Origin of the sequence: Ammoniphilus sp. YIM 78166 (assembly GCF_004522215.1) — a bacterium.
Taxonomy (GTDB): Bacteria; Bacillota; Bacilli; order Aneurinibacillales; family RAOX-1; genus YIM-78166.
On record NZ_SDLR01000003.1, the window covers coordinates 205,806 to 224,869 of the forward strand.

Below are 19,064 nucleotides of genomic sequence, written 5' to 3' on the forward strand. Positions count from 1 at the left end.
GTGGTTGAGAAAGGGAAAATATCGGCTCTGCAGATGGCCATCCTGATGCATCCGACCATCATCGCTACGGGCATTCTTCTCGTGCCGGGACTGACCGCCCATCATGCCGAACGAGATCTATGGATGTCGCCGGCGTGGGCTTCGCTTGTCGGATTTCTCACGGTATATATTGCCATTCAGCTGAACCGGATGTATCCGAAGGAGACGATTATCGAATACAGCTCTCGCATTGTAGGAACACTTCCGGGAAAAGCGCTCGGGCTGATTGTTTTGCTTTTTTATCTCCATGTCAATGGAATCATTATTCGGGAGTATGGGGAGTTTATCATCGGAATATTCCTTATGCAAACTCCCCTTGGCTTTGTTATGGGCAGCATGACATTGGCTTGCGCCTTTGCCGTGCGCGGAGGAATTGAAGTACTGGGACGACTGGGGCAAATGTTCGTGCCTATTGTCCTGCTGTTGACCTTGTTCATGTTTTTCTTGATTATCCCGGACATGGAACTGGAAAACATGTTCCCGATTATGGAAAAGGGGTTGATGCCTTCATTCAAGGGATCGGTTCCTCTACAGGCGTGGTTCAGCGAGTTTCTGCTGATTTCATTTCTGCTCCCTTTCTTGACTGACCGGGAAAAAGGGCTGAAATGGGGAATGATTTCTGTCTTTTTAGTCATGGTGATGATGGTAGTGACGAATCTGGCCACCCTGTTCGTCTTAGGGGGGACTACCGGAACGTTTCTCTACCCCGTTATGAATATCATCCGCTATGTGAGTGTTGGGGATTTTCTGGAGCATTTGGAGTCTCTTGTCATGGCCATGTGGGTGATTGGCGCATTTATGAAAATATCCGTGTTTTACTATGCGCTGGCGTTGGGAGCGGCCCAGTGGCTGAATCTGTCCGACTACCGCCCGCTTGTTTTTCCGCTAGGTTTCCTATTGGCGCTCTTCGCGGTGTGGGCATCTCCCAACCTACAGGAAATGGCCCATTTTCTAGGAACCTCAGGTTCTTTTTACCTGGTTTCAATCCAAGTCGGGATTCCGTTGTTCTTGTTGATGATCGCATGCATTCGAAAGGGAAAGATGCGAACAAAGAAGGAGGCAAAGGGATGAGGAACAAGCTTATGGTGCTTTTAGCCTTTGGGAATCTTCTGCTTCTTTCCGGTTGCTGGGATCGCACGGAAGTCAATGATTTGGCCCTTGTAATGGGAATCGGGATTGACCAAAAGGACGAGAAGACCATTGAGGTTACTGCCGAAATCATGATTCCTAAAGTGCTAGGCGCGGGAGGGACAGCCGAAGGTGGCGGTGGCGGCGGTGAAACCTTAGTGAGAACAGGGGAGGGTTATACCGTGGCTGATGCAGTTTCCCAGCTTCAGGAAAAACTTCCCCGAAGAATTTTCTGGGGCCACGCCAAGGTGATCATCATCGGTGAGAAGCTGGCCAAAGCAGGGGTCCAACAACATCTCGAATTTTTTTCCCGTATGCCGGAAGCCCGTCTGAGGAACCACTTGTTTGTGGCCAAGGGAAAGGCGAAGGATATGCTGGCCCTGGTTCCCCCGATCGAGCGCAGCAGCTCGGAAGTGCTGCGGGAAATGGCAGTATTTGAAATGCTGCTGGATGTTACGCTAAAGGATCTGATGCAGATGCTGATAGAGGAGGCAGGTGCTGCGGCATTGCCGCTTATTGAGCTCCTGCCTCCGGAAGAGGGGAAAGAGCCACAGGAAACGATTGCCTATATCAATCGCACCGCAGTTTTCAAGAAGGATAAAATGATTGGGGAGCTGGATGATAAGCTGACCAGGGGCGTATTATGGTTCCGCAACGAAATGAAGCAGGCTACGGTGACCGTCGAAATGAATGAGGACGAGGGACAGGGTCATATTTCAGCCAAGTTACTGCGGGCCGAAACCGAGCTCATTCCCGAGATTAAGAATGGAAAATGGAAAATAACCGTCCATTCCGTAACCGAAGATGATATCGTCTCTAACGGAAGCAAGTTGAACTTGATGAATCCAGAGTTCGTCAAGCTTCTGGAAAAAAAGCTGCAAAAAGATCTGGAACATCGCATGGCCATTACCCTAGACAAGATCCAGAAAGAGTTGAAGGCAGATATATTGGGTTTCGCAGAAGCGTTTCACCGGAAATATCCAAAGGAATGGCAAAAGGTTGAGGATGAATGGGATGACGTTTTTCCGAAGGTGGAAGTAAGCTATGACATTAAGATTTATGTCCGCAGGCCGGGAATGAATACGACTCCGCAAGGGCTGCCTGAGAAAGAGGTGAAGAAAAAATGAAATGGGGAGCCATTGTGGGCGCTACTTTCATCGTGTCGCTCATGACCCTCTATGAATGGCCGAAATTGAACCGGAAGCAAAAGAAGGAGAAAGCGGCTTTTGTGGCCCTGACGGGGATGGGATGGCTGTTGGCCATCCTGCTCGCCCATTTTCCGGAATTGCCCAGCCCAACCAAGGTGGTCGAAGCGGTTTATAAGCCGCTTGGGAAGCTTCTCGAATAATGAGTAGTGCCTTAAGAAATCAGAAGAAACCAGGAGAAAAATATGATAGAAAAAGGAAAAATCTCCAGTCTGCAAATGGCCATCATGATCTTTCCGGCGGTAGTGGCCACAGGAGATCTTCTGTTGCCGGCCGTCATGAGCAAGCATGCGGGACGTGACGCGTGGATTCCGCCGATCATTGCTTCCTTCATTGGATATCTTACGATTTACATTTTATTTCAATTGCACAAGCGCTATCCGAAGAAAACCATTATCGAATACGCAGAAATGATTGTCGGGCGCTTAGCGGGAAAGACTTTAACCTTTCTCATCTTGTGTTACTTTCTTATCTCCAATGGGGTCATTATTAGGCAGTATGGGGAGTTTGTCGTCTTAACCTTCCTGCAAAGAACGCCAATGATTGTTGTCCTTGGAAGCATGGCGCTTGTTTGTGGCTTTGCCATTAGAGGTGGTGTTGAAGTGTTGGCCAGATTGTGCGAAATGCTCGTCCCAATAGTGATTTTCCTGTGGGTCTTTGTGGTTGTTCTGCTGATTCCGGAAATGGAAACGAAAAACCTGCTTCCGATTCTGGAAAAAGGATGGATGCCTTCGATTAAGGGGGCGATAAGTCCGATGGGCTGGTTTTCCCATGTGATGCTGATCGCGTTTCTCTTGCCCTTTATCACGGACGTGGAAAAAGGGATGAAATGGGGAATGATCTCCGTCTTCTGCATCTTTTTTACTTTGTTTTCCATCAACGTAGCGACCCTTCTCGTATTTGGAGGAATTACTTCCGGATTAACTTTTCCTGTCATGAACGCTTCCCGATACATTAGTGTGGCCGATTTTCTTCAGCATCTCGAGGCGATCATCATGGCAATCTGGATAGTCAGTGCCTTTATGAAAATTTCCCTTTATTTATTTGCCACGAGTGTTGGTATTTCCCAATGGCTGCATCTGTCCGATTACCGGCCTTCGGTCTTTCCCTTGGCTTTTATCCTTTTACTGTTGGGGTCATGGGTGAGCCCCAATTTAGCTGAGTTATCCCATTATGTAGGGACCATTACCCCTTTTTATAACTTGACGATTGAACTTGTAATACCGATATGTCTTTTATTGATCGCATTCATTCGTCAGAGGTTCGTGAAGGTTTGATATAGGTGAACCCGGTCCCAATCCGGGTTCACCTAGGTTTGTAGAAGATCGTCATTCTGTTGTATCTTCCACTTCTGGCAATCTTATTGTCGGGGTCGTACCAATAACTACCTCATTTTCCACAAATACTTTGCAGGAAATAAGCGGAAAGTTTTGGATCGATCTGACAAAGGGATTTCCCGGGTTCTAGAGTCGCTTTGGGACGGAGATTTACATTGGCAGCAACGGACATATCGGCTTTTATGAACCGAATGATAAGCTCGGAGCCAGAACCCATATCGTCAATCTGACTGATGAAACGATCGAAGCCAATGCCCGTTTCTTTGCTAGTGAATTGGAGGTCCCGAGGCAAGCGGCAAAAGCAAAGCGCAAGCCATTCTGCAGACCCTTAATGGCCAAGTGGATGAATTCGTGAAAATTGCGAATGCATTTTCAAGTGATATCAAGATCGGGAAAAAGGAAAAATTAATCAATGGAAAAAGCGTTATCGGTATCATGTCGATAGCGGTTGCCTATGGTGAAGTAGTGACATTGGAAGCCGATGGAGCAGATGAAGGGGAGGCGGTTGAAGCGTGCCAAGCACTTGGTGGAAGGCGAGGAATAATTCGTGAAGAAGCCACATTCGAACGGATTTGGGAATGTCCACAGGATCTACACCCGGCTGTACCGTTGTCTATATATAAAGGAAGAAATCGATTTTCAATATGTGCAAATATTTAATTTGGAATAAGTATTATCCGATTTCTCCTAACGACCTCAAATTTTCTATTCCTACAAGAAGGAACATGTCTCTAAACCCTTAAATATATCTCAAGTTAAGAAAAGAAAGAACCCCCGAAAACCAGTTGAATTTTGAGGGTTCTTTATTAGTACCTAGAGTGGACACTAGTATGACTAACATCATATCTCATGAGATCGTTAAGCTCTCTATGAAGAGATATTAGCTCATTTTAAAAACAAGCCGTAAAACGTGCTGTGGGAGTAAGTAAGGGTAGAGAGATTTAAAGCAAGCGGCTAGCGTTACTATTGGAATCCGTGAAGGTACTGACTTGGTAAAACTAGAATTATGTACACTGTTAGAGAAGTACACAAATAAACTCCTAGGATCCCGCGCTCTAGTTCCACAAAAGATAAACTAAGCCCGATGTTTTGGGTTTAAAATATATTGGTTCGATGGTCACATAATGAATCATGCTACGTGGCAAATTATTGTGGTAGTAAAATTAATTGATTATTGGAGGAGCTAGTTGGAAAATTTCCAAACGCATAAGGATGATACACTTGTTCGTGGTATGACTCATCTCTTGGATGGTTCAAGAGATCGTGCTGGGGATCGTCTGATGGACCCAAGCTCAAATTTTAGATTCTGTCCTTTATTTTTCGGTTTTACTGCCTTAGTTTTTATTGAATAAGTTATCGAAAAAAAACTAACCATGTTTGATCTTTTTGGAGGTGATTACATGATAAAACAGCACCAAACGTTAGCAGCTCACGAAGCACTAGAGATACATGAGGCTCTTAATTTCAAGACACTTTGTTTAGCTAAATCAAAGTTAATGCAAGGATTAGTGTTTGACCAAGAGTTAAAAGATTTGATGCAAAAGGATGTGCAACAGAGCATTCAAGCCATTGCCGATCTGCAAGCTGTATATGCCAAAGCTCCGTTCCAAGCGCCGGTACCAGAATTTCGTCCAACACCAATCTTGAATTAAGGAGTCGCAGAGATCTGATTAAAATGGATTATGTTGATCCTGCTAACTCGCTTAACATGCCCGAGATGGCCGATATGACGTTTGCTATGGACTTTCTTATGCGTGCCAAGGAAGGGGTTCGAAATATGGCTGTGACCTTAACAGAAACGGTCTCCCCTGATGCTAGAGCCTTGCTTCGAACACAGCTATTTCAGGGCATCGCGCTGCACCAAGAAATTACGGATCTGATGGTCCGTAAAAAATGGTTCCATCCCTACGAGCTTCAAGAACAGTATCAATTGGATCTATTATCTGCAGAAAATACAGTGGAAATCAGCAAGATGAAGCTGTTCCCTGACGATACTAGTAGAAAAGGCATGTTTGATCGCACACCGGACGAGCATAGGGGAGGTACCGAAGCATGAAGGCAGTTACTTATCAAGGAATCAAGAATGTCACCGTTAAAGAGGTCACGGATCCGAAGATTGAAAAAGCGGACGATGCGATCATCCGAGTGACATCTACTGCCATTTGCGGCTCTGACCTGCACCTCATTCATGGGATGATTCCAAATTTGCCGGAGGATTATGTAATCGGTCACGAGCCTATGGGTATCGTAGAAGAGGTCGGTCCAGGTGTTACGAATTTGAAAAAAGGCGACCGCGTAATCATCCCTTTTAACATCGCTTGTGGTGAATGCTTTTACTGTAAAAATCACTTGGAAAGCCAATGTGATAATTCTAATGAACATGGGGAAATGGGTGCCTACTTCGGTTATTCCGGTACGACTGGCGGGTATCCAGGAGGACAAGCGGAGTACTTGCGAGTCCCTTATGCAAATTTTACGCATTTCAAAATTCCGGAGAGCTGCGAGCATCCCGATGAAACATTATGCCTCATGGCAGATGCGATGACAACAGCGTTTTGGAGTGTCGACAATGCGGGCGTGAAGGAAGGAGACACGGTCATTGTCATCGGCTGTGGACCTGTTGGACTGTTGACACAGAAGTTTGCTTGGTTAAAGGGTGCAAAGAGGGTGATCGCTGCCGATTTTCTCGACTATCGTTTAGAGCATGCAAAACGGACGAACCATGTTGAGACTGTTAATATAGAGTCAGAGGAGAACATTGGTAACCATCTGAAGGAAATGACGAAGGGAGGGGCCGACGTCGTCATTGACTGTTCGGGAATGAGCGGAAAGATGTCTCCGCTGGAATCTTTGGCTTCAGGCCTTAAGCTGCATGGCGGGGCGTTGGGAGGTTTCGTTATCTCTACGCAGGCCGTGCGTAAAGGCGGAACCATTCAAGTCACGGGCGTATACGGCGGACGATATAATGCTTTTCCCTTTGGGGACATTTTTCAGCGGAATGTCAATCTTCGTACAGGTCAGGCACCGGTGATTCACTACAGCTAGTGGTATAGCTTAGATAGGTTGAACCTTTATATATGTAAACTGTAATTATTTTTATAACATTTGTTTGTTGTTAATTTGGTGACTTCTATTCATCGGGAGGAGGAGTAAATCAATGAAAGATATAAAAGATACTCGTGTCGTGGTTGGGATGTCAGGCGGTGTCGTTCATCCGTTGCCGCTTGGTTGCTAAAACAACAAGGCTATGATGTGATTGGACTTTTTATGAAGAATTGGGATGATACCGATGAGCTAGGTCATTGTACGGCGGGTAGCCGATCAGACTGGGATTCCATATTATACGGTGAATTTTGAGCACAATACAAGGATAAAGTGTTCGCTTATTTTCTGGATGAATATAAAAAAGGAAGAACTCCCAATCCGGATGTATTACGCAATCGCGAAATCAAGTTTGGCGAGTTTTTACAGAAAGCGATGGATATCGGAGCAGACTATATAGCAACCGTACATTATGCGCGCATAGAGAACATCGATGGCGAATACCATCTGTTGCGCGGAGTCGATTCCACAAAAGATCAGTCTTATTTTTTAAACGCTTTGGGACAAGATCAGCTTTCTAAAGCTAAGTTCCCTTTAGGTCATTTGACCAACAAAAAGTAAGGCAATTTGCCTCTGAAGCAGGCTTATATACGGCAAAAAAGGACTCTACAGGGAAAGAAGTCTTTTTCATTATTAACGATTTTAAGGAACTCTTTGTGTAATTTTTTGTTTTAAGTGAATGGCTAAAAATAGAAGAGGGATATATCCATATAGAAAATAGAAACCAACTTTGGCGTATAAATCAGTATATTGTCTTATGATTCTATGTGTATCTAATCCACTAGATAAAAAGAAGATTAACGCAAGGATAAATAACAAGATGAAACGTTGTTTGATAGGGATTAATTTCTTAGCACAGCGACAGGCAACCCATAAACGCAAAGAAATATTGGGCAACACAATTAGAAAGTAGATGGAAACTACAATATATTCCACTCTTTCTAATACGGGAAATTGCGCGATTTTCAGCAAAGTTAATGTGGGCCAAATCAAATGCTTAAGATGCTCTTCGGTAAAGTAAACAAATGAAATGATAGTTACTAAAAGGTATATGAAGATCAAAAACAGGACGGAAAAATGGGCCCATTTCTGTGACTTTTCAGGATTCTTAATAAAGGGATAGAACATGAATAAGGTTTCAATTCCAAGAAACTGAAAAGTCATGGTTTTAGTTGATATGAAAATTTCCTGAACTGAGTGGTTAAAAAGTGGAAATAATTGGTTAGGTAACGTGAATTCTAAAGCAAAGAATAAAAGGGGATACAAAATAATCATTTTCATTGCTGTGCCCCAGAAACACACCCCGGTAATCACACGAAATCCACTTGTTACAATGTAATAAATAAGGATCAGAGAAACGAGGCTGATCTGCCATATCTTCATTGAAGGAAACATCCAGACCTGAACAATCTCAATATAGGTACGAAAGACAATAACTATCGACCAAACGAAGTAGAGAATAATCAAAAAATTTAATAATCTCCCTATCCATGTACCGAAGCAAAATGAGTTAATATATGTAATATCCCAATTCGATATTTTGAGGATACGATACACCATCCAAACCAAAAGATGAATGCTTACCCCGGATAATAGAACAGCAATCCATGCGTCGTAACCGGCGCCCTCGATAATCTCTTTTTGGAAGTTTAAAATCCCCACGACACCCATTTGACTAGAGTAAATCAGAAAGAAAACATAAAAAGGAGGTACTAAAAATCGTTCTTCGATTAAAGTTTTCACTTTACTCCCCCACACCTGTTTGTATAATTTTTACCTTCGTGTTGACCGTCTTTTTTAATTGAGGATAAATCACCTGAAAATGTTTATAGTCCCAATTTCTTGATTTTGCCCTAACTCTATCTCCTAGTCCGAGTGGATCTACATTATACTCTTGGAACAAGGAGATTAATTGCAGGATCTCTTTGTTAATATGATCCTCTATTATCTTTTCTATTTTTTGTACTTCTTTATTATCTGTAAGATGAACCCAAGTGGGGACCTCTTGTATCTTGACATTCATGGATAAATGGATCGTTATATTAGGAATCGGATCTATATTTCCAATCGTATACCTTGCTTTTGCATCCAGATTTTTTAATAAAATAAAACCTTCCGTTTTATTTTCGTTGATTTTGACTTTATACACTCCATTTTGCGTCCCATCCAACAGCATTTTTAAAAGAAAGGACTGTTTCATATTAATATGATGGATATATTCCCCTCTTTTAAATAAAGCTAATCCATCGATTTTGATTTCATTCTTTTCTTTGATAAGGTAAGGTAAAAAGGGATCCCTGCCTTCACCATAATAATATTCCAAGAATAGGTGCAAATTCATTTTTGGCAAATTTCCATTGTCCATATTTTGGGTTATTTTATGTGCTGTATGGAATGGAATATTTAATTCAAGGCTTGACTTCAATATGGTTTCAGCAGTAGGTTCGGCAACAGCCAGTTGCATGCGACTTGTTACCTTTGGATTCAATTCAAAACTCTTCACAACGGTATCAATCCCTTGAATTGCAAATTCTTTACCAAACAATGCTAATCGAACCTGGCCTATCTCAATCGGAAGGTCAGATTTGGTATTCAATCTCGGAAGAATATCTTGAGAGGAATCCGATTCCGTGTGGAACATATTTAAGTTGACTTTTCCTTTTTCTTCGAATCTAGGATAAATAACCGTTCCTATAATTTTTCCCTCATGCTTATCGTAGCCAATGGAATCAATCATCTGAATTTCATTAATAATCGTCTGATCGCTGCACCCCGACAGGAAGAGGATTAAGCTTAAAATAAAGAGAAAATAAGGGTTCATACATCATCTTCTCCATTCTCTTTTGGTCAATCATCGAAATCGTTCTTCTTTTTTTTATGGTCATTTGGATGATATCTCCAGATTGATTTAGGACGTAAATAGCCTGGTCTTTTTGTAGTGACGCTATAAGGTGATCGTATAAAGCTATCCGCAAAATCTTTAGGCCGGAAAGGATATAAGGGAACCATATAGGGGCTACCTAATGATTCTAAACGCAAAAGGTGAACCAGTAAAAAACTGAAGCCTAAAACAATGCCTAATCCTCCCCATAGTGCAGCAAATAGAATCAAGGGAAATCGTAAAAAACGTATGGTATTTGACATTTTATAAATGGGCGTATTAAAGGAAGCCAAGGCAGATAAGGCAACGATAATCAGTAAAACATTGCTTGTAAGAGCTGCTTCAACGGAGGCTTGACCGATCACAATACCGCCCACGATTCCCAGGGTTTGTCCGACCTTAGCAGGTAACCGGGCTCCCGCTTCACGCAAAAGTTCAATCGTAAATTCTAAAAAGAGCACTTCTAGTACCGGCGAAAAAGGAACGTTTCGACGTGACAAGCTAAGGGGACCGAGTAAAACCTCGGGAATCATTTCGTAATGATAAGTTAAAACGGCTATGTATATGGACGTTGCGAATATAGAGAAAAGAACACCAATGATCCGTGTCAATCGAAAAAAAGACGAAACAATCCAAGGTAAATAATAATCCTCTGGTGTAATAAAAAACTCAAGCAGCGTGCTAGGGGCCGTAATGGCATAAGGTGATCCACTACTAAGAACAGCGACTTGTCCGTTTAGCATAGACCAAACCACCCGATCCGCACGTTCTGTGGATAAAGCTAGTGGAAAGGGGGTAGAGGAATTATCAGCTATAAACTGGTGAAGTTGAGAGGAATCAAAAACGATATCAAAATCTATATTTTCTAATCGTTGAACCATCGTTTGAACATGCTGATCATTCGTAATTCCTTCTATATAGGCGATGACGACTTTGGTATGTGACATCGTTCCTATTGTCATTTCTTTAAAGATTAAATTAGGGGTATTGATCTGTTGTCTTAGCAAATGGATATTGATCTCGATATTTTCAACAAAACCAACCTTTGGTCCTACGACCGTGAATTCATTTTCAACGTCATTTTTATCCCGCAATCCTACTTCATTCGATAAATGAATTAATGCACATCTGGGATCATTTTCTTTTATTTGCAGGATAGCATAACCTTTAAGCAATTTGGATTGGATCACGTCCAGGTTATCTGTAATGATAATATCTTCTATCGGTATAAATTCCCGTACGTCGTCTATTTTCTTTAGATTGCCCCTATCAAGAGATCTATCTTGAAAAACTTGTAAAATTTTGCATTGAAGTTGTTGTTGATCAATAAGGCTGTTGTAGTAAGAAAGGATAAAAGATCCTTCTTCGTTTGAAAGTGAAAATTGTTTAAAATCGCTGGACTTTTTGGTTTTCGTAAATAAATTGTCCAAATTGAGCGTATCTATATCTTGTTTCTTATTTTCATTTTTTGAGAACCAATGATTGATGAACATACCATCCCCCCCTTCAGGTCATTTATAACTATCCATAGTATGAGGAAAAAACATCCATTTATGTACTTTTTAGTAAGGGAGGTTTCCTTTGTTGGAAGATACTATCAAGCCAAAAAAAGTAGTTGATGTTAAAAGTGGTATTGTGGTAATTTAAATTAACAGTAACTATTATTATTACAGATTATTTGTGGTTGGATTAGGACAATTACATGTAGCTTTTTTACGGCAAACTGTAATTTTTTTTGTAACATTAAATTTCGTTGTTGAATAAATATTTTGTTGCTGCGAGAGGAACGTGCTTGATGCAGCGAAAGGAGGAGAAGGTCCATGAAAGATCCAAAAGATACCCGTGTCGTGGTAGGCATGTCAGGCGGCGTAGATTCATCCGTTACCGCTTGGCTGCTCAAACAACAAGGCTATGATGTGGTTGGGCTCTTTATGAAAAATTGGGATGATACGGATGATTCAGGCTATTGTACGGCGGAAGCCGATTATGAAGATGTCCGCCGGGTAGCCGATCAAATCGGGATTCCCTATTATACGGTGAATTTTGAAAGACAATACCAGGATAAAGTGTTCGCTTATTTTCTAGATGAATATAAAAAAGGAAGAACTCCGAATCCGGACGTATTATGCAATCGCGAGATCAAGTTTGGCGAGTTTTTGCAGAAAGCGATGGATATCGGAGCAGATTATGTAGCAACCGGACATTATGCACGGATTGAGAACATCGATGGTGTATACCGTTTGTTGCGCGGAATGGATGCCACAAAAGATCAGTCTTATTTTTTAAACGCCTTAGGACAAGAACAACTTTCTAAAGCCATGTTTCCGCTTGGTCATTTGACCAAACAGCAAGTGCGTGAGATCGCGTCGCAAGCTGGCCTATATACGGCAAAAAAGAAAGATAGCACAGGTATTTGTTTCATCGGCGAGAAAAATTTCAAAACATTTTTAAGCTCCTATTTACCTGCAAACTCAGGTGAAATTCACACTCTATCAGGGGAGTTGAAAGGCAGACATGATGGCTTGATGTACTATACGTTAGGTCAACGGCATGGACTGGGGATCGGCGGAAGTGGGACGGGAGAACCTTGGTATGTGGTAGATAAAGATGTAGAGCAAAATATTTTGTATGTAGGACAAGGAGCTAACCACTGCGCCCTATTTTCTCAGGGGTTAACGGCAACCGACGTCCGTTGGATTTCCCCAGAGGAAGTAGGATCTATCTTTACCTGCACCGCAAAATTTCGATATCGGCAACCGGACCAATCCGTAACTGTGTTTGTTCGGGATCAACAAACCGTAGATGTATTTTTTGATAACCCGCAGAAAGCTGTAACGCCGGGACAAGCGGTAGTGTTTTATCAAGGAGAAGTTTGCTTAGGCGGGGGAACAATAGACTCGGTTTATAAAAACAGCTATGGTGTAGGAGAAGTTAGCGCATAAAAAGTTAAATTCGTTGGTTTGGAGGTGCGATGATGAAGCGTTTTGAAAGGCATAAAGGTTATTCACGCATGTTTGAGGAGAATCATCTGACTCTTGGGTTATTCTTTCCCTTGGAATCATACGAGGGTAGTATTCCTGAGATGAATATAGAAAAGCAAATGAAATTGGCCAAAAGAGCGGAGGAGTTAAATTTTGCGTCGTTGTTCGTTCGCGATGTTCCCTTGCATGACCCTAGTTTTGGGGATGTTGGGCAAATTTTTGACCCATGGGTTTATCTCGGGTATTTAGCGGCTCATACGGAAACAATTGCTTTAGGGACCGGGAGTATTATCTTGACCTTGCGTCATCCTTTACACGTGGCTAAAGCAGCAGCTTCGGTTGATAAGCTGTCAGGTGAACGCCTTGTCCTCGGGGTGGCGACAGGGGATCGTCCCGTGGAATTTCCCGCCTTTTCGATTGACCCTGATGAGCGTTCTGCTTTGTTTCAAGAAGCCATTCAGGTAATGAAAAAAGCATGGGCGGAAAGCTTTCCCGCCATCCATTCGTCAAAGGTGGAGCTAAGGAATGGGGACATTTTGCCCAAGCCGAGTCTTTTTGATATCCCGGTATTGGTAACGGGCCACAGCTCTCAGACTCCAGAATGGATCGCTCAAAATAGCGACGGGTGGCTGTACTATCCGCGGAACCTGCAATACCAGGGAGAAATGATAAAGCACTGGCGTTCTTTTGCCGATCACTTTAAGCCATTTAGTCAGTCCCTATATGTGGATTTAACCGAGGATCCTAATCAAGATCCGCTCCCTATTCATCTAGGGTTCCGGATAGGGCGCAATCCGCTGATGGACTTCCTCGAAAGGATCAAAACGACGGGTGTCAATCACGTGGCGTTGAACTTGAAATATGGTCGGCGTCCGGTTGATGAAGTGATTGAAGAATTAGGGCAAGAAGTTGTTCCGCATTTTCCTGCAAAAAGCGGGAAGTGATGAAATAATCAGATTGAGGCCCTTTAGCGATTTGTCTGTGGCCAAAGTAAGAGAGGCATTTGACAGCAAGTTCTGGGGGCAGTATTTGACCGCGAGAGCGGCGCTTCCGTACTTGAATGAAGCGTCGTCTATCACGTTAACCTCTGGTGTTTACGGCAGACGTCCCCCAAAGGGAGCTTCTACTTTGGCGGCCATCAACTAGGCTATCGAAGGATTGGTGCGCGGGCTTGCCGTAGACCTAGCCCCTATCCGCGTCAATGTGGTATCACCGGGCATTGTAGACACGCCGGTCTATGCAGGAATGCCGGAGGAGTAGCGACAAGGGATGTTCTCAGCTATCGCGAAGCAGTTACCCGTTGGACGCATTGCCACACCGGATGATATTGCTGAATCCTATGTATATCTCGCGAAAAATGGATTTACGACCGGATCTGTCGTACTCATCGACGGGGGCGCTCACTTGATCTAATGAATCATGGATGGTGAAGGGGAACAGCTGTGGAATTGGAGCTGAAAGACAAAGTCGTTGTCATTACAGGAGCAAGTGAGGGGATCGGACTGGCCATTACCCGCAGTTTTGCGTCTTGTGTCACAGGAGCCGAGTATACGGTAAACGGGGGCTCCTTAAAGGGGATGTAGGAAAAGCCATCTCCCAAGACCGCTGCCTTTTTTAGGAAGGTAGCAATTTTCCAGACCATCTTCCTATTTAAAGGAGGGCGGTCTTTTTCTTCCTCCGGCTTTATCATCTACATTAGATATATGCCTATAAACAAAATAAGATTAAGGAAAAATCAGCTATCCAATGAAGGAGCCATTAACAATATGGCGCATATTTGAAAGGGGACGAAAGACATGGCTACGGAAGTATTTTTGAATGAAGTTAAAATAAAGGTTACAGGCTATCAGGAAAAAGTAAATTGTAATCCAAATTCTAGAAATAAATTACATCATATTGCTTTTGACTTTAAAGTCAGAAGCGGGGAAGAGTATCATAAGATCACCACCTTATTGTATAAGCAAAGTTTTGATGTGAAGGTTCCTGAGAGCACGCTCGAATTCAGAGGAACCATTGTGAATTTTTCGACTTCGATCACAAACCTGTATAAGGAAAATGAAGTGGGTGATTTTAGATTAGAGCTTATCGAAATGGAGCAGACGCGTGGCTGAGCTTCCGGAGATCGAAAGGTATCGTCTGGTGTTAAGCCCCCATATCACCGGCAGAGAAATTACGGGAGTGGAAGTAAACAGAGCCAAGTCTATCAATATGCCTGTACCTGAGTTTATTGCCCAGGTGCAGGGCGAGAGGATTTCAGAGATCGATCGGAGAGCCAAGCATTTGATATTCCGATTAAGATCTGGAGAAGAGCTGCTACTTCATTTAATGATTGGGGGGTGGATTTTTTTAGGCGATTACGGTGCGCATCCCGTCCCCCAAAAGCAAGTGATTCTTTCCTTTGGGGAGAGGAAGCTCTATTTTGTGGGATTAAGGCTCGGATATCTTCATTTGCTATCGGCTGAAAAAATTCTGGAGAAACTGGCGGGATTAGGTCCTGAACCACTGGATCCGGCCTTTCGCTTTGAGGACTTCCAGGGCAGGATGAGAGATAGAAGAGGATCTCTTAAGTCTATATTAGTGGATCCTAAATTCATAGCGGGGATTGGAAGCTGTTACTCCGATGAAGTTTTCAAGCAAAGCTGCGGCCCTTCAAATCTGCTAGCGAACTCACAGCGGAACAGACTCGTTTTCTGTTCCATGCCATTAGACCTGTTTTAACTAGGGCCATTGAGATCGGAGGCTATATGGATTATCCTCTTTATGCAGGGGACGAAAAAACAGGTTCATACAATGACCATTTCCTAGTTTACGAGCGTGAGAACCAGCCATGTCAGAGATGCGGGACGAGGATCGAAAAGATTCAAATCTCCTCCCGAAAATCTTTTTTCTGTCCCGGATGCCAAGAATAAGAATGAAGTGAATGAGATAAGCACGCTCAACAAGAGGCTGTCGGGACTTCCTGACAGCCTCTGTTCTTAGTTTATTGTTTTGGCCTAACTAAAATTCACAACAGGGTTTTGCTCACTGTCAACCATGGTTACAATTTTGTTTCAGATAGTAATGGGCAGCCTGAGCATCGGCCATAATGGGTAGTAGAAAACTTTCATTAAGGTGTGCAATAATATGAAGAGAATAAATAATTAGATAATGGAAAACTTGTAGTAAAGTGTGGATACAAGGCTGCGAAAGACCAAAGCTAATCCATTTGTGAGCTAACGTCCGTTGCTTATTCAATTTGTTGGGAGATATCAGATGAAACTAAAACGAACGCGCGATTTTTTCTATAATTCAATTGATGAATTTCATGATATTACTGATCATAAAAATGGGATCCCTCAACCGATAAGCGAACGGATGGGGGTGGAAGAGGCATTGCGGATTCCTCGCGAGGAACTTCAGGAAACCGTTCAGCTGCAGCGAGGAATGACCTTTAAGTTTAAAAAAATGGACGAGAAGTTCATCCACACCCTCGCAGATGGGGAATTGCTCTATCGGTTGGGCCTTTCTCCCGAACAGTTGATAGGGAGGGATTTATTCGATTTTCTTCCTGGTGAAATGGCGAATATCAAGATAGAACACTATAAAAAGGCCTGGGCTGGGGAGAGAACAAATTATGTAGGACAATTAAATGGCATATATTATGTAGCCGCTTTAAATCCTATCGTTCGTAGCGGAAGCGTCGCTGAGGTGATTGCCTCTTGTATAGATATTACGGAAAGAATGCAAATTGAGGTTGATCTCAAAGAAAGTGAAGAAAAATATAGACAATTAGTCGATATTGCTCCGGATGCGATTGTCGTCCATAGGGACGGGGACATCCTTTATATCAATCAAGCAGCGGTTAAGCTTTTCGGAGCAGAACGTGCCGAAGACATCTTAGGTAAGTCTCTTTTGGATTTCATCCACCCGGATGACCACGACTTGACGAGAAAACGAATAGAGCAAGTTCAGCAGAACAATCTAGCCATCGGTCCTCTTGAAAAGAGACTTGTTCGTTTGGATAAACAATGCATTCATGTGGAAACGACGGCCGCACCTATTCATTACAAAGGAACACTGGTGACGCAAAAAATAATACGAGATGTGACAGAGCGCGTCCGAACTGAGGCGATCATGCGAGATCGTGAGGAAAAGTATAGACTGATTACTGAAAATATGTCGGATTTAATTGGTATTTTAGATTTAAATGGAGTCTTTCAGTATGCTTCACCTTCCCATCAATCGGTGGTGGGTTATTCACCTGAATATCTACTGGGTCAATATGTGATCGATTTTGTCCACCCTGAAGATGTACCTTATTTCAAAAAGCAATATGCTGAGATAATTCAGGCCAAGTCACCGTATCAAGTGGAATTCCGATGCCGCCATCACAACGGAAATTGGGTCACGTTGGAAGCTCAGGGGAATCCCATCATTGAGGAAAACGGGGAAGTGAAGCATATTGTATTTGTGGCGCGTGATATCACGGAACGAAAAAAATCGGAAGAGCTTTTGCGCAAATCCAAAAATTTATCCCTAGTCGGTGAATTAGCTGCGGGAGTAGCCCATGAAATTCGAAATCCAATGACTTCCATCAAAGGATTTATTGAACTGCTTAAAACTGGGATCAGTAAGCCTGAATATTTTGAGATTCTATCCACGGAAATGAATCGCCTGGAATCGATTATTGATGAGTTTTTGCTACTCGCCAAACCACAAGTGGTGGATTTTAATGAAGCGGACGTGAATGGCATCCTTCATCATGTAATCACTTTACTCAATTCACAGGCAATATTAAAAAACATTGAACTGAATTACGAGCTTGCTCCGGGTCTTCCGCGTTTATGGTGTGACTCCAATCAATTGAAACAGGTTTTCATTAATTTAGTAAAGAATGCGATAGACGCCATTGATAATAAAGGGAAAATCACCATTCAAACTCTATGGACCGGTGGAGATACCATCAAAGTCCGAATTGCGGACAGTGGATGCGGAATACCTGACGACCGATTGAAGTTATTGGGAGAGCCTTTTTATAGTACGAAAGAAAAAGGAGTGGGGCTGGGACTCATGGTAAGCTTTAAAATCATTCAGGAGCACCAAGGAAGGATTAGCTTCCAAAGTGAAGTGGGCGAAGGAACGATCGTCGATGTCAACCTTCCGATTGTATCGAATTCGCGGTGTGCGCGTAGCGTCTCCCGCTAGTCTTATACCGGGAGTTTTGATGAAAGTGGATGAGCCATTTCGTACGAAAGTGGACTGTCAGCTATCAGTCATTTTAATGTAATATTATATATTATGGTATTTAAAAAGGATGTGGGAATATGGCTTTAATTTTTGACAAACATGCGGTAGAACGTGTTTTAAATAAAAACCTTCTTCCACAGGTTTCGAGGATAGATCATGAAGGTCTTTATCCCCACAGCATGTTGAGGGGATTAGGGGATTCTGGAGCATTTGCGCTAAAGAATAGCGATGACTTAAACGATACCATTCAACTCATTGAAAATGTGGGGACACGGTGCGCGACAACCGCTTTTATTGTATGGTGTCATACTATAGCGATTCAATTACTTGCTCAGAGTAACAATAAATACTTAAAGGAAAAGCTGCTTGATGACCTTTACAAGGGTTTGATTGTTGGAAGTACCGGTTTATCTAATGCCATGAAGTTTTATGCGGGAATGGAGCCGATCCAGTTGAGGGGCCATCGCATAAACGATGGTTATAAGATTTCAGGTTCACTGCCTTTTGTATCCAATTTAGGTCCGGATCACTTGTTTGCCATTATCTTTGAAACGGATTCAACTCATCGCGTCCTTGCACTCGTTCCGTGCCATGTGATGGGACTTTCCCTAACCGAACGTAAAAATCTATTAGGGATGAACGGCACGGCTACCTATTCTTGTGAATTTAAAGATGTGCTTGTTCCAAATGAATGGATATTAGCAGAACATGCCGATGAGTTCGTTAGGGGAGTCAGAGCAGAATTTATTTTAAAGCAAACTGCTGTTCCCTTAGGAATCGCGCAAACATCATTGGAATCTATTGACTCATTATATAAAGAGAGTGAAATGAATCGTTATCTCCCCATTAAGCCTGAAGGGTTGTCACAAAAAATAAAATCTTTACGGGATCAAATGTACGATCTAGCAAAAGATCCGCATATCCAGAATAGGTTGATGGATGTCATGCGCTTAAGGCTGGAAAGTACGTATTTGGCTTTAGAAACAACCCAGGCAGAAATGCTCTATGCGGGCTCTACAGGATACGAAATGCACAGCCATCCGTCCCGTCGTCATAGAGAATCCCTATTTTTCACTTTAGTTACACCAACGGTGAAACATCTTGAAAAAATATTAACATGAACAATGTCATGTTACGGTTATGGATGAACGGGGATGTGGGCCTC

20 protein-coding genes and 3 pseudogenes are annotated in these 19,064 nt (G+C 42.7%); 20 read left to right on the plus strand and 3 right to left on the minus strand.

Features of this window, described 5'->3' with window-relative positions:
* The 10 genes and pseudogenes from EIZ58_RS12485 (at nucleotide 1) to EIZ58_RS12525 (ending at nucleotide 7,372) form a co-directional block, all read left to right on the plus strand.
* Nucleotides 1-1,110, plus strand: coding sequence for a GerAB/ArcD/ProY family transporter (locus EIZ58_RS12485; protein ID WP_134701153.1), 1,110 nt, complete (start codon nucleotides 1-3; stop codon nucleotides 1,108-1,110).
* Nucleotides 1,107-2,294 carry a Ger(x)C family spore germination protein gene (locus tag EIZ58_RS12490; protein ID WP_134701154.1) on the plus strand — a complete coding sequence of 396 codons (1,188 nt, stop codon included), beginning with the start codon at nucleotides 1,107-1,109 and terminating at the stop codon, nucleotides 2,292-2,294. Before EIZ58_RS12485 ends, EIZ58_RS12490 begins: the two co-directional genes overlap by 4 nt.
* The gene (locus EIZ58_RS12495; protein ID WP_134701155.1) at nucleotides 2,291-2,515 is read left to right on the plus strand and encodes a hypothetical protein; all 225 of its coding nucleotides are present in this window, start codon (nucleotides 2,291-2,293) and stop codon (nucleotides 2,513-2,515) included. The genes EIZ58_RS12490 and EIZ58_RS12495 overlap by 4 nt, the downstream gene beginning before the upstream one ends.
* A gap of 42 nt (nucleotides 2,516-2,557) precedes the next feature.
* Nucleotides 2,558-3,649 carry a GerAB/ArcD/ProY family transporter gene (locus EIZ58_RS12500; RefSeq protein WP_205672183.1) on the plus strand — a complete coding sequence of 364 codons (1,092 nt, stop codon included), beginning with the start codon at nucleotides 2,558-2,560 and terminating at the stop codon, nucleotides 3,647-3,649.
* A 411-nt stretch (nucleotides 3,650-4,060) separates the two neighbouring features.
* Entirely contained in the window at nucleotides 4,061-4,369 is a 309-nt protein-coding gene (locus tag EIZ58_RS12505) for an HPr family phosphocarrier protein (RefSeq protein ID WP_240689056.1), read from the plus strand.
* 527 nt (nucleotides 4,370-4,896) lie between these two features.
* Entirely contained in the window at nucleotides 4,897-5,061 is a 165-nt protein-coding gene (locus tag EIZ58_RS33290; protein ID WP_167577657.1) for a hypothetical protein, read from the plus strand.
* A gap of 48 nt (nucleotides 5,062-5,109) precedes the next feature.
* Nucleotides 5,110-5,361 (plus strand): spore gernimation protein GerQ, encoded by a 252-nt coding sequence (locus EIZ58_RS12510; protein WP_134701157.1) that lies wholly within the window; start codon nucleotides 5,110-5,112, stop codon nucleotides 5,359-5,361.
* Nucleotides 5,362-5,384: 23 nt separating this feature from the next.
* Nucleotides 5,385-5,765: a spore coat protein gene (locus EIZ58_RS12515; RefSeq protein ID WP_370297680.1), complete on the plus strand. Its 381-nt coding sequence runs from the start codon at nucleotides 5,385-5,387 to the stop codon at nucleotides 5,763-5,765.
* Nucleotides 5,762-6,748, plus strand: a pseudogene (locus tag EIZ58_RS12520) (alcohol dehydrogenase catalytic domain-containing protein); the annotation flags it as partial. The gene EIZ58_RS12515 and the pseudogene EIZ58_RS12520, both read left to right, overlap by 4 nt.
* Before the next feature lie 228 nt (nucleotides 6,749-6,976).
* Nucleotides 6,977-7,372 (plus strand): annotated as a pseudogene (locus tag EIZ58_RS12525) (hypothetical protein).
* Between the two features lie 81 nt (nucleotides 7,373-7,453).
* On the opposite strand, the gene EIZ58_RS12530 reads toward EIZ58_RS12525, so the two are convergent.
* From EIZ58_RS12530 to EIZ58_RS12540, 3 genes are read right to left on the minus strand one after another with little or no spacing between them, the layout of a single operon-like run.
* A complete protein-coding gene (locus EIZ58_RS12530) occupies nucleotides 7,454-8,554 on the minus strand; it encodes a GerAB/ArcD/ProY family transporter (protein ID WP_240689057.1) in 1,101 nt (366 codons plus the stop codon).
* 1 nt (nucleotide 8,555) lies between these two features.
* Nucleotides 8,556-9,599 carry a Ger(x)C family spore germination protein gene (locus EIZ58_RS12535; RefSeq protein ID WP_240689117.1) on the minus strand — a complete coding sequence of 348 codons (1,044 nt, stop codon included), beginning with the start codon at nucleotides 9,597-9,599 and terminating at the stop codon, nucleotides 8,556-8,558.
* 59 nt (nucleotides 9,600-9,658) lie between these two features.
* A complete protein-coding gene (locus EIZ58_RS12540) occupies nucleotides 9,659-11,185 on the minus strand; it encodes a spore germination protein (protein WP_134701161.1) in 1,527 nt (508 codons plus the stop codon).
* Between the two features lie 327 nt (nucleotides 11,186-11,512).
* On the opposite strand from EIZ58_RS12540, the gene mnmA reads away from it, so the two are divergent.
* The 10 genes and pseudogenes from mnmA to EIZ58_RS12580 all read left to right on the plus strand — a co-directional run bounded on the left by mnmA (nucleotide 11,513) and on the right by EIZ58_RS12580 (nucleotide 19,020).
* A complete protein-coding gene (gene mnmA, locus EIZ58_RS12545; protein ID WP_134701162.1) occupies nucleotides 11,513-12,634 on the plus strand; it encodes a tRNA 2-thiouridine(34) synthase MnmA in 1,122 nt (373 codons plus the stop codon).
* Between the two features lie 32 nt (nucleotides 12,635-12,666).
* On the plus strand, nucleotides 12,667-13,617 hold the full coding sequence (locus EIZ58_RS12550) for an LLM class oxidoreductase (protein WP_134701970.1): 951 nt from the start codon (nucleotides 12,667-12,669) through the stop codon (nucleotides 13,615-13,617).
* 37 nt (nucleotides 13,618-13,654) lie between these two features.
* The gene (locus tag EIZ58_RS34380) at nucleotides 13,655-13,819 is read left to right on the plus strand and encodes a Rossmann-fold NAD(P)-binding domain-containing protein (RefSeq protein ID WP_240689058.1); all 165 of its coding nucleotides are present in this window, start codon (nucleotides 13,655-13,657) and stop codon (nucleotides 13,817-13,819) included.
* 12 nt (nucleotides 13,820-13,831) lie between these two features.
* Nucleotides 13,832-14,086 (plus strand): annotated as a pseudogene (locus EIZ58_RS34385) (SDR family oxidoreductase).
* Nucleotides 14,087-14,115: 29 nt separating this feature from the next.
* Complete coding sequence (locus EIZ58_RS34105) at nucleotides 14,116-14,256, plus strand: hypothetical protein (protein WP_205672185.1); 141 nt, start codon at nucleotides 14,116-14,118, stop codon at nucleotides 14,254-14,256.
* A gap of 213 nt (nucleotides 14,257-14,469) precedes the next feature.
* Nucleotides 14,470-14,784 (plus strand): DUF3219 family protein, encoded by a 315-nt coding sequence (locus tag EIZ58_RS12565; protein ID WP_134701163.1) that lies wholly within the window; start codon nucleotides 14,470-14,472, stop codon nucleotides 14,782-14,784.
* On the plus strand, nucleotides 14,777-15,391 hold the full coding sequence (locus EIZ58_RS12570; RefSeq protein ID WP_240689059.1) for a DNA-formamidopyrimidine glycosylase family protein: 615 nt from the start codon (nucleotides 14,777-14,779) through the stop codon (nucleotides 15,389-15,391). Before EIZ58_RS12565 ends, EIZ58_RS12570 begins: the two co-directional genes overlap by 8 nt.
* 26 nt (nucleotides 15,392-15,417) lie before the next feature.
* Complete coding sequence (locus EIZ58_RS34390) at nucleotides 15,418-15,582, plus strand: zinc finger domain-containing protein (RefSeq protein ID WP_240689060.1); 165 nt, start codon at nucleotides 15,418-15,420, stop codon at nucleotides 15,580-15,582.
* A gap of 343 nt (nucleotides 15,583-15,925) precedes the next feature.
* A complete protein-coding gene (locus EIZ58_RS12575; protein ID WP_134701164.1) occupies nucleotides 15,926-17,857 on the plus strand; it encodes a PAS domain S-box protein in 1,932 nt (643 codons plus the stop codon).
* A 119-nt stretch (nucleotides 17,858-17,976) separates the two neighbouring features.
* Complete coding sequence (locus EIZ58_RS12580; RefSeq protein WP_134701165.1) at nucleotides 17,977-19,020, plus strand: acyl-CoA dehydrogenase family protein; 1,044 nt, start codon at nucleotides 17,977-17,979, stop codon at nucleotides 19,018-19,020.
* Nucleotides 19,021-19,064 lie beyond the last annotated feature (44 nt).

Bases quoted from the DNA above. Each gene is read 5' to 3' on its own strand.
- EIZ58_RS12490 (WP_134701154.1), top strand. From the start codon at position 1,107: ATGAGGAACAAGCTTATGGTGCTTTTAGCCTTTGGGAATCTTCTGCTT.
- EIZ58_RS12495 (WP_134701155.1), top strand. From the start codon at position 2,291: ATGAAATGGGGAGCCATTGTGGGCGCTACTTTCATCGTGTCGCTCATG.
- EIZ58_RS12500 (WP_205672183.1), top strand. From the start codon at position 2,558: ATGATAGAAAAAGGAAAAATCTCCAGTCTGCAAATGGCCATCATGATC.
- EIZ58_RS12510 (WP_134701157.1), top strand. From the start codon at position 5,110: ATGATAAAACAGCACCAAACGTTAGCAGCTCACGAAGCACTAGAGATA.
- EIZ58_RS12515 (WP_370297680.1), top strand. From the start codon at position 5,385: ATGGATTATGTTGATCCTGCTAACTCGCTTAACATGCCCGAGATGGCC.
- EIZ58_RS12540 (WP_134701161.1), bottom strand. From the start codon at position 11,185: ATGTTCATCAATCATTGGTTCTCAAAAAATGAAAATAAGAAACAAGAT.
- mnmA (WP_134701162.1), top strand. From the start codon at position 11,513: ATGAAAGATCCAAAAGATACCCGTGTCGTGGTAGGCATGTCAGGCGGC.
- EIZ58_RS12550 (WP_134701970.1), top strand. From the start codon at position 12,667: ATGAAGCGTTTTGAAAGGCATAAAGGTTATTCACGCATGTTTGAGGAG.
- EIZ58_RS12565 (WP_134701163.1), top strand. From the start codon at position 14,470: ATGGCTACGGAAGTATTTTTGAATGAAGTTAAAATAAAGGTTACAGGC.
- EIZ58_RS34390 (WP_240689060.1), top strand. From the start codon at position 15,418: ATGGATTATCCTCTTTATGCAGGGGACGAAAAAACAGGTTCATACAAT.
- EIZ58_RS12575 (WP_134701164.1), top strand. From the start codon at position 15,926: ATGAAACTAAAACGAACGCGCGATTTTTTCTATAATTCAATTGATGAA.
- EIZ58_RS12580 (WP_134701165.1), top strand. From the start codon at position 17,977: ATGGCTTTAATTTTTGACAAACATGCGGTAGAACGTGTTTTAAATAAA.